General features: G+C 66.6%; 13 protein-coding genes. 7 read left to right on the top strand and 6 right to left on the bottom strand.

The genetic code is table 11. From position 1 onward, the window contains the following. The first annotated feature begins 300 nt into the window (after positions 1–300). Positions 301–2,244 carry a DEAD/DEAH box helicase gene (locus XH87_RS06070; RefSeq protein WP_271586518.1) on the top strand — a complete coding sequence of 648 codons (1,944 nt, stop codon included), beginning with the start codon at positions 301–303 and terminating at the stop codon, positions 2,242–2,244. 78 nt (positions 2,245–2,322) lie between these two features. Here XH87_RS06070 and XH87_RS06075 read toward each other — a convergent pair whose 3' ends face one another. Both XH87_RS06075 and XH87_RS06080 read right to left on the bottom strand, forming a co-directional pair. Continuing rightward, positions 2,323–2,610, bottom strand: a complete 288-nt coding sequence (locus tag XH87_RS06075) for a hypothetical protein (protein ID WP_271586519.1) — start codon at positions 2,608–2,610, stop codon at positions 2,323–2,325. 127 nt (positions 2,611–2,737) lie between these two features. Next, positions 2,738–3,244, bottom strand: coding sequence for a GNAT family N-acetyltransferase (locus XH87_RS06080; RefSeq protein ID WP_271586520.1), 507 nt, complete (start codon positions 3,242–3,244; stop codon positions 2,738–2,740). 147 nt (positions 3,245–3,391) lie between these two features. Here XH87_RS06080 and XH87_RS06085 point away from each other — a divergent pair, with 147 nt between their 5' ends. Continuing rightward, the gene (locus tag XH87_RS06085; RefSeq protein ID WP_271586521.1) at positions 3,392–3,778 is read left to right on the top strand and encodes a COG4315 family predicted lipoprotein; all 387 of its coding nucleotides are present in this window, start codon (positions 3,392–3,394) and stop codon (positions 3,776–3,778) included. A 66-nt stretch (positions 3,779–3,844) separates the two neighbouring features. Here the strand turns inward: XH87_RS06085 and XH87_RS06090 are convergent, their stop codons facing one another. Continuing rightward, entirely contained in the window at positions 3,845–4,978 is a 1,134-nt protein-coding gene (locus XH87_RS06090) for a DJ-1/PfpI family protein (protein WP_271586522.1), read from the bottom strand. A 164-nt stretch (positions 4,979–5,142) separates the two neighbouring features. Further along, the gene (locus XH87_RS06095) at positions 5,143–5,697 is read right to left on the bottom strand and encodes a PAS domain-containing protein (protein WP_271586523.1); all 555 of its coding nucleotides are present in this window, start codon (positions 5,695–5,697) and stop codon (positions 5,143–5,145) included. Positions 5,698–6,264: 567 nt separating this feature from the next. Here XH87_RS06095 and XH87_RS06100 point away from each other — a divergent pair. Next, a complete protein-coding gene (locus XH87_RS06100) occupies positions 6,265–7,086 on the top strand; it encodes a rhomboid family intramembrane serine protease (protein ID WP_035701856.1) in 822 nt (273 codons plus the stop codon). 191 nt (positions 7,087–7,277) lie between these two features. Beyond that, on the top strand, positions 7,278–7,706 hold the full coding sequence (locus tag XH87_RS06105; protein WP_035701853.1) for a CBS domain-containing protein: 429 nt from the start codon (positions 7,278–7,280) through the stop codon (positions 7,704–7,706). A gap of 18 nt (positions 7,707–7,724) precedes the next feature. Here XH87_RS06105 and XH87_RS06110 read toward each other — a convergent pair whose 3' ends face one another. Continuing rightward, the gene (locus XH87_RS06110; protein WP_035701850.1) at positions 7,725–8,753 is read right to left on the bottom strand and encodes a patatin-like phospholipase family protein; all 1,029 of its coding nucleotides are present in this window, start codon (positions 8,751–8,753) and stop codon (positions 7,725–7,727) included. A 239-nt stretch (positions 8,754–8,992) separates the two neighbouring features. Here XH87_RS06110 and XH87_RS06115 point away from each other — a divergent pair, with 239 nt between their 5' ends. Together XH87_RS06115 and XH87_RS06120 are read left to right on the top strand one after the other, a co-directional pair. Next, the gene (locus tag XH87_RS06115; RefSeq protein WP_271586524.1) at positions 8,993–10,066 is read left to right on the top strand and encodes a hypothetical protein; all 1,074 of its coding nucleotides are present in this window, start codon (positions 8,993–8,995) and stop codon (positions 10,064–10,066) included. A gap of 204 nt (positions 10,067–10,270) precedes the next feature. Then, on the top strand, positions 10,271–10,603 hold the full coding sequence (locus XH87_RS06120) for a hypothetical protein (RefSeq protein ID WP_244429550.1): 333 nt from the start codon (positions 10,271–10,273) through the stop codon (positions 10,601–10,603). Positions 10,604–10,619: 16 nt separating this feature from the next. Here the strand turns inward: XH87_RS06120 and XH87_RS06125 are convergent, their stop codons facing one another. Then, positions 10,620–11,612 (bottom strand): zinc-dependent alcohol dehydrogenase family protein, encoded by a 993-nt coding sequence (locus XH87_RS06125; protein ID WP_271586525.1) that lies wholly within the window; start codon positions 11,610–11,612, stop codon positions 10,620–10,622. Positions 11,613–11,711: 99 nt separating this feature from the next. On the opposite strand from XH87_RS06125, the gene XH87_RS06130 reads away from it, so the two are divergent. Continuing rightward, on the top strand, positions 11,712–12,572 hold the full coding sequence (locus XH87_RS06130; protein WP_271586526.1) for a LysR family transcriptional regulator: 861 nt from the start codon (positions 11,712–11,714) through the stop codon (positions 12,570–12,572). Positions 12,573–12,919: the final 347 nt, after the last annotated feature.

Consider the following 12,919-nt stretch of genomic DNA (forward strand, 5'->3'; position numbering starts at 1 on the left):
ATCACCTTGCAGCAGAGCGTGCAGTCGCCGCAGGTGCGCTTGGTAGAGGATGTCACGCGGTTGTTCCCGGCCGAACTGGTCGCGCCGAGGTTAATCGAGGTGGCCGCAAAAGTCCGCTGCAACCTTTGGGCGCGGCTCTCCTTGCGAAGCCATGCATCATGGGCATGGTCATTTCCAAGCGCTTGGCGTAAAGAGCGCCCAGATCAAATCCAGCGTGCGGCCGGGCCGTTGCCGCGCACGTCAGCTTCGGGCGCTTCGGCTCGCTGTGCCGCGCCAGAATTAACCAAGGTTTCCCATCCCGTGTCCCTTCCGGCCCTGACCCCGCCGCTCGCCCGCGCTTTGGCCGAGCGGAACTATGATTCACTGACCCCCGTCCAACTCGCCGTGCTTGCCCATGAAGCCACCGGCCGTGACCTCCTGGTGTCGGCCCAGACCGGCTCAGGCAAGACTGTCGCCTACGGATTGGCGATCGCGAAAAATCTTCTTGAGGATGCCGAGCAGTTCCGACCCGCGGCAGCCCCGCTTGCCCTGATCGTGGCGCCGACCCGCGAGCTCGCACTTCAGGTCCAGCGCGAGCTGGCCTGGCTCTACGGGCATGCCGGCGGGCGAGTCGTCTCCTGTGTCGGTGGCATGGATCCGCGGCGCGAGCAGCGCGAGCTCGCGGCAGGCGCGCACATCGTGGTCGGCACGCCGGGGCGGCTCTGCGATCATCTGCGGCGCGGCCGTCTCGACATCTCCGAGCTCGCCGCGGTCGTGCTCGACGAGGCCGACGAGATGCTCAATCTCGGCTTTCGCGAGGACATGGAATTCATTCTCGAGACCACGCCGGAGACGCGCCGCACCCTGCTGTTCTCGGCGACGTTTCCACGCGGCATCGTCGCGCTGGCGAGGCAATATCAGCGCGACGCCTTCCGGATCGAGGTCGCCGGCGACGAGGGCGGTCACGCCGATATCGAATATCGCGCGATCCGCATCGCGCCTGCCGACGTCGAGCACGCCGTCGTCAACGTGCTGCGCTTCTACGAGGCGCCGAGCGCGCTGGTGTTTTGCAGCACGCGCGACGCGGTCAGGCACCTGCAGGCGGCGCTCCTGGAGCGCGGCTTTGCCGTCGTCGCGCTGTCAGGCGAATTGACGCAGAACGAACGCACCCTGGCGCTGCAGTCGCTGCGGGACGGGCGTGCGCGGGTGTGCGTGGCGACCGACGTCGCCGCCCGCGGCATCGACCTGCCGAGCCTCGACCTCGTCATTCATGCCGACCTGCCCAACGACGCCGAGGTCATGCAGCACCGCTCGGGCCGCACCGGGCGCGCGGGACGAAAAGGGACGAGCGTCCTGCTGGTGCCGCCCGCCCGCCGGCGGCGCGCGGAGCTGCTGCTCAATCTTTCAGGGATCGACGCGGTCTGGGGCACTGCGCCGCAGGCGGACGAGATCCGCAAGCTCGATCATGAGCGCATGAAGGACGTGCTGTTCACTGAGGAGACCACCGCCGACGATCTGGTGCTGGCGCAGGCGCTCCTGGCCGAGCGCTCGGCCGAGGATATCGCCGCGGCGCTGGCGCGGCTCTATCGCGCGCGGCTGCCGTCGCCCGAGGACATCATCGATCCCGGCGAGCGAGGCGCCAAGCCGCCGCGCGGTGAGCGCGGTCGTGACAGATCCGATGGAGAAGGCGGCGACGATCGCGCGGCGAGACCTCGATCGAAATCCGGAAAAGCTTCGTCGAAGCACGCCATGGCGGACGGCAGCGTCTGGTTCCGCGCCGCGATCGGACGGCGCAAGAATGCGGAGGCGCGCTGGCTGCTGCCGATGATCTGCCGCCGCGGCGGCATCGACAAGCGCGACATCGGCGCCATCAAGATCATGGACACCACCACCGAGTTCGAGATTTCCGAGCGGGTCGCGGAGTCGTTCGCCGCCAAGGTCAAGCGGCCGGACAAGGAGGACAGCATCCGCATCGAGCCGATGGCGGACGCGCCGCAGCGGCAGGAGCCTTCGGAAGAGCGGCCCCCGTTGCCTCGGCGCGAGAGGGGCGAATATCGTGAGCGGCGCGACGATCGCCCGCACGAGGCAAGTGGATTCAAGCCACGCGGCAAAGCTTACGGCGAGCGCGCGCCGAAATTCGAGGATGCTCCCTCGTTCGGAAAGAAAAAGAAGCATCGGCCGGGCCACGCCGAGGCGCCGTCGGTCACGCCCTGGCCCGTGAAGGGTGCGCCGGGAAAGAAGACGAAGAAGAAGCGTCGCGGTTGAGCTTCTCCCGTATGGCGCAGACAGCAATGATGCCGCCGGATTGCGCCGGCGGCATCATCTGAAACGTCGGGTGGGAGGTCAGCGGCCGCCGCCGCCGCCACCACCACCACCGCCACCGCCGGCATCACGCATCGACGAGCTGTAGCGGGGATCGGTCTGCTTCATGTAGGTGGGCGAGGTGTCGCGATTGATGACGCTGGTGGGTTTTCTGCCCAGGTTCGGCGTCTCGATCAGGATGCCACAGCCTTCGAAGAAGGCGGTGTCGCAGCCATAGGTCCGATACTGCGTCGCATTGGCGCTGGTTGCGGCGAGTGCGCTCGCCGCAACGCATGCAATCAAGGTAATTTTCGACAAGGTGAGCTTCATGGACATTCTCCAGCCTCGGTTCGGCGAGACCGGAACGGCTCGCACACAGCTTCGACGGAGGCTGATCTGACCCGGTTCGAGGGAGCGGCTTCACGCCCGCGTGAGCCGGGGCGCCCGGGAAGAGGCGTTACGTCGCGGCAAGATCGCGCAGCATGTACGTCGCGCCTTCGCCGTATGACTCGAGCTTTGCACGCAGCTCCGCGTCCATCGTGACGGTCCGAAACCCGAGACGCTCCCACAGCGGTCGCGTGGCGTAGACCGAGACCAGCGCGAGCGTCGCGATCTGTGAAGCGCGCGCCAGCTCCTCGATGGCTGCGACATAGGTGCGCAGAACGCCGCCGCGAAAATCGGGCAGCACGGCGACGTCGTGGACGTAGAGGCAGTCCGCATCATCAGGCAATCGTGCGAGCAGAGCGTCGAGCGGCGGAATCCGGTGCTGCTTCCAGGGATGCGAAAGCCCGTAGCCGGCGATCTCGTCGCCGGCGACAAGCACACGGCATCCGCCCGGATAGAGCCGCATCTTCTCGGCGAACACCTCCGGGCTTTCGGGAAGGTCAGGATGAATCCGCGCCGCGATGGCGCCGATCGCGGGCAGGTCGGATGCGTGCGCGGGACGCCAATGCGGCTTGCTCATGTCTTTCCGTCGTTCCGTCTCGGTTGGTCCAGTTTATTCCGCTGCGTCGATGCGCGCAGCGAAAAATATCCTTGCCGCCGTCTCGGGAATACCGGGTCGCGCCCGGCGTCCTATCCATGCAAGCCAATTTGCATGACAGGAGACATCATGACGTCCTCGATCCGCCTCGCGCTCACGCTGGCAATGTCGCTCGCGATCGTTCCCGCCGCCTTCGCCGCACCGCCGACCAAGACGGGCAAGACCGACAAGGGCAACGTGCTCACCGATGCCAAGGGCATGACGCTCTACACCTTCGACAAGGACACGGACGGCAAGTCGGCCTGCAACGGTCCATGTGCGACGAACTGGCCGGTGTTGAAGGCAGAGGCGAGCGACGCCGCAGGCGACGGCTACACCATCATCACGCGCGACGACGGCTCCAAACAATGGGCCTACAAGGGCAAGCCGCTCTACACCTTCGCCAAGGACCAGAAGCCCGGTGACATCACCGGCGACGGCTTCCTGAACGGCGCCTGGCATCTGGCGATGCCGTAGCGGCCCCGTACGCGGATACGGCGCGCGCCGGCTGTCGCAGGCGACGGTCCGCGCGCGACCGTGTCGCTATCTCGGATATTCGAGCTGCATCGCGACGAAGTCGGCCGTGCGCGGCCCGTAGCGCGCATCGATGGCGTGCAATGTCTGGTCCAGCGCTCGCGCCGGCGGCAGGTCGACGGCGGCCGGCGGCGTCAGCCTTTCCGGCCAGTCGGCCGCAACCCTGTCCGGCAGGATGCGAAGACCGCCGCGGCTCGTCTGCGCCTCTGCCGTGGCCGCGAAGGTGAGCGCGCGCGAGCGATAGGTGCGCGACCACGCATCGGCGACAAGCGCAAGCGACACCTCGTCGATGCCTGAGGTCAGCGCGATCCCGAGCTGCTCGCGGCTCCAGAATGCGAGCGTGTTGGCGATCGCCGTCACCGCGAAGGGGCGTGTGAACCGGAACGCCTCGCTGCGGTGGCGCGCATCCCAGTGCGCAAGTCCGATGTCGCGGGCGACCGCCTCCGCCCTGGCGCGGCCGGCGATGGCCTCGACCAGGGTCAGGGCCATCGGCATGGATGCGGTGATGCCGGTCGTTGTCGCGACGCCGCGGTCGACCACCAGCCTGCGGTCCGCGACATAGCGGATCGCGGAATGCCTTTGCAGATCGCGCACGGAATACCAGTGCGTGGTGGCCTGCCGGCCGTCGAGCAGCCCGGCGTTGGCGACGACCTTGGCGCCGACGCAGACGCCGATCACGATCGCGCCCTTGCTGGCCTGGGTTCTGATCCACTGCAGGGCCAGGGCATCGTCTTCGCGACTCATCGCGGGCACGATGACGTAATCGGCGCCGTCGGGATGCGCAGCATCGAACTCCGTGATGGTCGCGTGCGGCTGCACTTTCAGCGCGGGATAGAGGGCGACGGGGCCAGGCTGCGTCGCCAATGTGAGGACGTCGGCGACGTCAGCGCGCGCAAGGATGCCGTATGGCATCAGATAGTCGGTCGTCTCGCTCATGTCGTTGATGCCGACGATGGCGATCAGGGGGCGTTTGCGCTTCGGCGGCTTCAGCGCCGCAAGCGTCGCCTCGGTCTCGTCCCTGGATATCGCAGGCGCGGTTCCCCGAGCCGGCGAGCCGGGCAGCAGGAACAACCAGGTTCCGCCGATCACCGCCAGCAGTGCCACGCAGCCGACGCCGCTCAACGCCAGAATGCGCCATATCATGATGATGTCACCCGATCCTCGTTGCTTCACGCGAAGCGGAAGCTAACCGCTGGCAACGACATCAGGAATGACGCAGATCCGGCAAAAACGGCCATCCGCATGCGTGTTGATTTGTCGCGCGGCGGGTTCTCCTTGCACGCGATGCCGCGCGTCGGGCGGCGAGACTATCTCAGCCCCTCATACACCATCAGCCCGCGCGCGATCTGCAATTTGCGGATGGCGCGCGGCAGGAGTTTCTCCGGCTGGTGCAGATAGCGCCAGGAGGTGAGGGCGAAGGCGGAAAGCGTGCCGCATTCGTGGTCGAACGGCGCCAGCACGCCGGTCACGCTCACCGGCGTGTGCGGACGGGCGTTGAAGGGGAGCAGCAGCAGTTCGAGATGCGCCTTGCTGCCGTCCTGGCGCGCCGCGGTGACGCCGGCGATCGCGCCGAGCGCCTCGTCGGCGACGATGGTCGTGATCTCCTCGATCTCGCTGCGGCTCGCATCAGTGAACAGCGCCGCGAAGCTCTGGTCCTTGAGGTCCGTTCCTGCGAGCGCGCAGACGCGCGTGCCGGCGACGCGAAACGGGAAGCCGAGGTTCGGCTCGCAGGACAGCACGAAGATGTCGCCGAGCAGGCCGCGGACCGCGGCCGGGTCGATGTCGGCCCGGTCGGGGGCCCGCGCAGTGCCGCGCTTCTCGTTCCAATACGCGAAGAACGCGCGGCTCGACGGATGTTTCATGGCTGAACGCTCGTTCCGGGGCGCGACCTCACGGGACAATTCTGTCCCGCTTCAGTGCACCCGCGATCCCTTCTGGTGTTGTGCAGGAGGGGAGTTGCAGCGTCCATGCCGCGGGCCTGTTTTCAGGCCTCTTGCGCCTGCCTTTGCGCCGTTAACGTTAAATTAACTATGCGCTTCGTGCCGGCCGCGCGCCTGCTATGGTGACCGCGGTCGCAAGCCTCGCCGCTTTCTCCAGGTTCTCGGCGGGGCCCGTACACAGGGCGTCAAACAGTTTGGTCACGGGCCGCGGGAGGGGTGGGGATACACCTTATCTCTCCGGCCACCGGAAGGCCGACACGGACAGGCAGGGCTTTCCCAGGGCCCTGCCTTTTCCTTTTTCACAGCATCTCTCGTGCCCCGGACGCAGCGCAGCACTTCTTCAGTGATGCGCTGCAGAGCCGGGGCCCAGCACCTGCCCGGGCCAAAATCGACATCCCGCACGATTTCCTTTTGTGCACTTGCGCAGGGACGCTAAAGGCGACTATCTCCAAGCCTGTCGCTCCGATTGCGCCTGAAAGCGAAGCTGCCTTGGATTCCCCGCAAGATTCGTCACCGCAAGGTCCTCAGCCGGACCTGCCGGCCGTCGTCGAGGAGGCTCCGCGCGAGCCGATCCTGACGCTGCCCGCGGCGCTGACCGCCTATATCCTCCTTTTGGCGGTGATCCATCTGCGGGTGCTGCTGCCGCCGGAGCTCGAGAACTGGACCATCGACGTGTTCGGCTTCATCCCGAAGCGCTACGATTCCTCGCTGCTCAATCTGGAGATCCCCGGTGGTGCCGGCGCAAAAGTCTGGACCTTCGTCACCTATTCGCTGCTGCACGCCAATCTGACCCATCTCGGCTTCAACGTGCTGTGGCTGCTGCCCTTCGGCAGCGCGCTGGCGCGGCGCTTCGGCACGGTCAGGTTCTTCATCTTCATGGCCGTGACGGCGGCGGCCGGCGCGCTCGCCCATCTCATCACCCATGAGCACGCGGTGGCGCCGATGATCGGTGCCTCGGCCTCGGTGTCGGGCGCGATGGCGGCCGCAATCCGCTTCGCCTTCGTCCGCGGCAGCTTCCTGTCGTTCAGCCGTTCGGACGCCGATACCGCCGCAAAAGTTCCGGCGCTGCCGCTGTCGCGCGCGCTGCGCGACGGGCGGGTGGTCGGCTTCCTCAGCGTCTGGTTCGGCGTCAACATCATCTTCGGCGTCGGCGCGATCGGGGTCGATTCCGAAACCACGAGCGTCGCCTGGCAGGCGCATATCGGCGGCTTCTTTGCCGGCCTGTTGCTGTTCGCCCTGTTCGATCCCGTGCCGCGCGTCCGAAGCGATGCTGCGGATGCGTCATCACAGGACATTTCGAACCGTATTTGAAGCGGCGCTTGCGGCGCGGCCCGAATTCATCCATCATCCGCGGGAAGAATGTTCCGAAGCCGCAAGCTGCTGGCGGCGATGCTTCGCAACGCGCCTGAACGTGAAACCGGCGCCAAAACTGTTAGTTGAAGACTCGAAGAACAAGTTCGGATCGCCTCAACGGCGGACGGCTCCGATTCAGGGAGGCTACAATGACGGTACGTTCCATTCTGAACACCAAGGGGCACCAGATCGTGAGCGTCGAGCCCGACGCCAAGCTGGCCGCCACGATCGAACTGCTCGGTGAGAAGAAGATCGGCGCGGTGCTGGTGATGAACCAGAGCCGCCTCGAGGGCATCCTGTCGGAGCGCGACATTGTGCGCGTGCTCGGCGAGCGCGGCGCCGGCGTGCTGGAGGCGCCGGTCTCGGAGGTCATGACCCGCAAGGTCGTGACCTGCAAGGAGACCGACACCGTGGCCGAGCTCATGGAGATGATGACGTCGGGCAAGTTCCGCCATCTGCCCGTGATCGACAACGGCAAGGTGGTCGGCCTGATCTCGATCGGCGACGTCGTCAAGCGTCGGGTCCAAGAATACGAGTCCGAGCAGGAAGCCCTGCGCGACTACATCAAGACCGCCTGATCGGCCTCGCGGCTGGCCTCATTCCTGCGCTTTCGGCGCGGTGCCCTCGGGCGTCGGCGCCAGGACATGGATGGCCTCCTGGATCGAGTCCAGCGCGCGCTCGGCGGCGCGGGTGCCGAAGGCGATGAGGTCGTCGGCGCGGTGGAAGTCGAACCAGCCGATCTGGCCGACCCGCGGCGTGATCAGCATGTCAGGCGGATCGCCGGCGAGGCGGGCGCGGGTGATGCGGTCCTGCATGATGTTGAAGGCATCGACCATCACCGAGGAGATGCCGGGCCGGCCGCCGCCGCCGAAGAACTCGCGCTTGACGGTCTTCTCCGGCGAGAACAACCGCGGAAAGCGCCGCTTGACCGTCGTCTCCTCGGCCACGGGCGCCATCGTCTCCGGCATCGCGCCATGCGAATAGATCGTCGTGGAATGGGTGAAGATGTCGCTGGAAAGGTTTGCAGCGATGACGATTTCGGCACCGAGCGCCCGGGCGGCCGAGACCGGCACCGGATTGACCAGCGCGCCGTCGACCAGCCAGCGGTCGCCGATCAGCACCGGTGCGAAGATGCCAGGCAGCGCATAGGAGGCGCGCATCGCGTTGACCACGCGGCCGCGCGTCAGCCAGATCTCGTGGCCTGTGCGGACTTCGGTCGCCACGGCCGCGAACTTGATCGGAAGGTCCTCGATCTGAATTTGGCCGCAGGCCTCCTCGAGCCGGGTTGCGAGCTTCTCGCCGCCGATCAGGCCGGAGCCGTTGAGACGGATGTCGAGATAGCCGAGGATGTTGCGCATGCCTTGCAGGCTGCGGCCCCATTCTTCCAGCGTGTCGAGATGGCCGGCCGCATAGAGGCCGCCGACCACGGCGCCGATCGAGGTGCCGACCACGACGTCAGGCACGATGCCGTTCGCGAGCAGGGTCTTGATGATGCCGATATGGGCGAATCCGCGCGCCGCGCCGCCGCCGAGGGCAAGGCCGATGACCGGCCGGCGGATGCTGCCCAAGCCAACTTTCTCGCCGTTTGAGCCGTTCGCACCCCAACCCTTCAATCTGTCCAGCACCGAAACTCTCCTACCCAGAGGCCAGCCCGCAATCACCAGATTAGGCACCGCTCGTGCAGTCCGCCATAACCGCGGCGAAGCATGGTTTATGCCGCTTTGGGAAGGGCACAGGGCAGGAGTATGGCGATGGACGGTTGCTTCGGGGCTAATCACGCAGGCGTCAACCGGGTTCCAATGACCGTATTCGATGGGGTTCCTGAGGCTTGAATTTGCCGCGTTTTCGGTGAAAAGCATGGGGCATGACACGCGGGGGTGACGGCATCATCGGATGGCGGCGCAGCGGCAGGCTGCTGCCGGCGCTGATCCTCGCCGCGTGCCTCGTGGCTTCGGGCCAAGATGCTGCCCAGGCGCAGCTTTTCTCCGATCGTCCGCCGCCGGTGCCGCCGGCATCGGTGCCCGACCCCGGCGGCGCCGTCAGCCTGGCGCCGCCCTCCGGGCCGGGCGCGGGACCCCCGAGCCTGCCGCCGACGCTGCTGCAGCCCGCTACGCCCAGCATGCCGCCGCCCGCGGTCACGACCGTGCCGCCGGCCGCCCCGCTGAGTGCGGCCGCGCCCGGACAGAGCGTGCTGTCGCTGACGGCGAAATACGGCAAGGACACACCGCCGATCACCAGCGGCCTGGTCTGGCGCGTGTTCGCCGACCGTCCGGACGAGAACGGCACCTTCAAGCTGATTCGCGAGGACCGCACCGCCACGCCCAACATCGTGCTGCCGCCGGGCAACTATGTCGTGCACGTGGCCTTCGGCCTCGTCAGCGCGGTGCGCGCCGTGAGCCTGAAGGCCGAGACCGACCGCGAATCTTTCGTGCTGCCGGCCGGCGGCCTGCGCATCGAGGGTCGGGTTGGCACCAGCCGCATTCCGCAGAACCAGATCTCGTTCGCGATCTACAAGGGCAGCCAGTTCGAATCCGGCGACCGCGCCGCGCTGGTGCCGAACGTTGCCGCCGGTGATGTCGTGCTGATACCGGAAGGCACCTACTACATCATCTCCAACTATGGCGACGCCAACTCGGTGGTGCGCTCGGACATTCGTGTCCAGGCCGGCAAGCTCACCGACGTCACCATTACCCACCGCGCCGCGGTCATCACGCTCAAGCTGGTCAGCGACAAGGGCGGAGAGGCGCTCGCCAACACCGCCTGGTCGGTGCTGACCCCGGGCGGCGACGTCATCAAGGAATCGATCGGCGCGTTCCCGCGCGTCGTGCTCTCCGAAGGCGAATATCGCGCCATCGCCAAGAACGAGGGCAAGGTCTACGAGCGCGGTTTCAACGTCGTCAACGGCGTCGACGGCGAAGTCGAAGTCGTTGCGCGGTAGACCCCGGGCGTCGGAGCCTGCAGCAGGCGGCTGACGCGATCCCCGGCGGCAGGATCGTTCTCATTAAGCGCACGAACCTGCATCCTCTGTTACCGCCGCGTCTGTCCTGCGTGCTGGGAAGACTGCCAGCGCCAAATTGACCCCGAGGAAACACCGCTGACGAGAGCTTATTCCCGCAGCTCGCGGCTTCATCGCACCCGGTGCATGAAACCAATTTCCGATCATCAATTTTATTCTCTTTCCACCGCACTGCGTTATATGTCGGGCATCCGTCTAATGGGGGCCGGAGCAGGCTTGTGCGTCTGCGAGACCGGCAAGGAGCAGGGGACCAAGCCCGTCGGCATGTTCGAAGTGATCCTCACCAGGCGCAAGCGGTTTGGCTGGCGATGGCAAGTGTGCGACCAGTCCGGCAAGATATTTGCCGATGGCTTCGAGCGCACCCGGCCGTCTGCCAAATATCAAGGCGAGCGCGCGTTGTTCTTCCTGTTGTCCCAGGCCCATCTGCGCAACCGCTCCGCCGCGTCCAGCGAGGACTAGCGGCGCGCACACCGGCTCAGACATCGACGACCAGCTTGCCCTTCGCTGCGCGATCGCGGATCAGCGCATAGGCGTCGCCCACATTCTCCAGCGCAAAGCGCCTGGGATCGAGCAGCGGCACCAACTTGCCCGCCTCGACGAGGCGCGTCGCCTCCATCATGATCTCCCCATGATGCGCGCGCCCTTCGCCCGACAGCAGCGGCAGCAGCGTGAACACGCCGGAATAGGTTGCGGCGCGGAACGACAGCGGCGCAAGCGCGTGCGTCCCCCAGCCGAGCGCACTCACCACGTGGCCGAAGCGGCGCACCGCTTCGAAGGAGGCGTCGAGCACCTTGCCGCCGACGGTGTCGTAGACGGCGTCGAAGCCGCGGCCTCCGGTATGCTGCGCAACATAGGTTTCGACCGGGGTGTTGCGGTCGATGAACACCGCGCCAAAACCTTCGATCGTGGCGCGCTGCGTCGCCGAGCCGGTTGCGAACACGTTCGCTCCCAAGGCGCGCGCGATCTGGATCGCGACGTGGCCGACGCCGCCGGCGCCGCCATGAATCAACAGCTTCTGGCCGGCCCCTAGCGATGCGCGGTCGACCAGGCCTTCCCAGGCCGTGATGAAGATCAGGGGCAGGGCCGCCGCTTCCCGCATGCTGAGATTGGTGGGCTTCGGCGCCAGCAGGTCGGCATCGACAGCGGCGAATTCCGCCAGCGATCCCTGCACGCCGCCGACGCCTCCGGTCATGCCATAGACTTCGTCGCCCGGCTTGAACCGCGTCACCTCGCGCCCGGCCTGCTCGACTACGCCGGCGAGATCGATCCCGGGAATTGCTGGCAGCGGATGCCGCGCATGCGCCGCCGCGCCGGCATGGATCTTGGTGTCGAGCGGATTGACCCCGCTCGCGCGCACCCGGACCAGCACCTCGCGCGGGCCGATTGCCGGCGTGGAGATGGTTGAGAGCCGCAGCGGCGCGTTGTGCGCCTCCAGCACGGCCGCGCGCATTGCCGATTGTTTGATCATGATCGTTCTCCGTTGTCGCCCTCCAATATGCCCATGAATTTTTGCATGGAAAGCAACGACAATGTACGATCGTCGTGCATTATTGCATGAGGGCCTTCGATGGACTGGAGCGATCTGCGCATCTTCCTGGCGATCGCGCGCGAGGGCACGCTTGGGGCTGCCGCGCGAAAGATCGGCCAGACCCAGCCGACCATGGGCCGGCGGCTTCGCGCGCTCGAACAGGCGTTGGGGCAGACGCTGTTCCAGCGCACCGCCGACGGATTCGTGCTCACGGACGAGGGCACCGCCGTGCTGCGCCACGCCGAGCGGATCGAGGAGGAGGCGCTCGCCCTTCAACGTCGCGCCTCCGGTGCGGAGACGCAACTCGACGGCCTTTTGCGCCTGTCGTCGTCGGACTGGTTCGGGACGGTGATGCTGTCGCCGGTGATTGCCGCATTCGGCAAGCGTCATCCGAGGGTGACCGTCGAGCTCCTGACCGATGCGCGCCTCTACAGCCTGCCGCGCCGCGAAGCCGATCTCGTCTTCCGCATCAAGCCGTTCAGCGAGCCCGAGATTATTTCCAGGAAGCTGCTGCATATTCCCTATGCACTCTATGGCAGGAAGGGCAGCAAGCCGCCGCGCGGCGGCGATGGGCGTGGCGTCCGCGTCGTGACCATGAACGTCGAATTCGCCGACATGCCCGATGCGGCCTGGCTGAAACGCGCGCTGCCCAACGCGGAGGTGGCTTCGCGCAGCAACAACAGGCAGGCGCAGGCCGAGCTCTGCGCGAGCGGCGGGGGATTGGCGGTGCTGCCGCGCCCGCTCGGCGACCGCGACCGCCGCCTCGTCGCGCTTGATATCGGTACCTCGCCGCCCGGCCGCGATACCTTCGTCGGCTATCACCGCGACCTCAAGCGCCTGGCTCGCCTGCGCGCGCTGCTGGATCTGGTGATCGAGCGGTTGGCGGGCACGCACCCGTAGCTTCGTAGGGTGGGTTGGCCTTGCGGCTGCGCACAGCGCAGTCGAAAGGCGTGACCCACCACTTCTGTCACCAGGGAAACTAGAGAAGTGGGTTGCGCTGCGCTAACCCACCCGACGCAGCCACAACACCTTGCGTTGCCCGACGGGCAAAACGCCCAAACCATCGGTCAAGACGTCTCGCCGAAAATATTCCACTTTACCGAATTTCGGAATCGGCGTATGTGTCGCGGCAACCCGGCCCAAGGAAGAGGGGCGTATCGCGATCGTCACGACACGCGGGCCGGACGGCGGTGGACGTTAGTTACATCGGCGCGAAGGGCTTCGCAGGGCAGGCGACTGTGAGCGAA

The organism is Bradyrhizobium sp. CCBAU 53415, assembly GCF_028128735.1.
GTDB lineage: Bacteria > Pseudomonadota > Alphaproteobacteria > Rhizobiales > Xanthobacteraceae > Bradyrhizobium.

What these genes read in the sequence shown, in the direction of transcription:
- XH87_RS06090 (WP_271586522.1), bottom strand. Translation starts at nt 4,978, where the DNA reads ATGATATGGCGCATTCTGGCGTTGAGCGGCGTCGGCTGCGTGGCACTG.
- XH87_RS06095 (WP_271586523.1), bottom strand. Translation starts at nt 5,697, where the DNA reads ATGAAACATCCGTCGAGCCGCGCGTTCTTCGCGTATTGGAACGAGAAG.
- XH87_RS06080 (WP_271586520.1), bottom strand. Translation starts at nt 3,244, where the DNA reads ATGAGCAAGCCGCATTGGCGTCCCGCGCACGCATCCGACCTGCCCGCG.
- XH87_RS06105 (WP_035701853.1), top strand. Translation starts at nt 7,278, where the DNA reads ATGACGGTACGTTCCATTCTGAACACCAAGGGGCACCAGATCGTGAGC.
- XH87_RS06130 (WP_271586526.1), top strand. Translation starts at nt 11,712, where the DNA reads ATGGACTGGAGCGATCTGCGCATCTTCCTGGCGATCGCGCGCGAGGGC.
- XH87_RS06125 (WP_271586525.1), bottom strand. Translation starts at nt 11,612, where the DNA reads ATGATCAAACAATCGGCAATGCGCGCGGCCGTGCTGGAGGCGCACAAC.
- XH87_RS06085 (WP_271586521.1), top strand. Translation starts at nt 3,392, where the DNA reads ATGACGTCCTCGATCCGCCTCGCGCTCACGCTGGCAATGTCGCTCGCG.
- XH87_RS06115 (WP_271586524.1), top strand. Translation starts at nt 8,993, where the DNA reads ATGACACGCGGGGGTGACGGCATCATCGGATGGCGGCGCAGCGGCAGG.
- XH87_RS06120 (WP_244429550.1), top strand. Translation starts at nt 10,271, where the DNA reads ATGAAACCAATTTCCGATCATCAATTTTATTCTCTTTCCACCGCACTG.
- XH87_RS06075 (WP_271586519.1), bottom strand. Translation starts at nt 2,610, where the DNA reads ATGAAGCTCACCTTGTCGAAAATTACCTTGATTGCATGCGTTGCGGCG.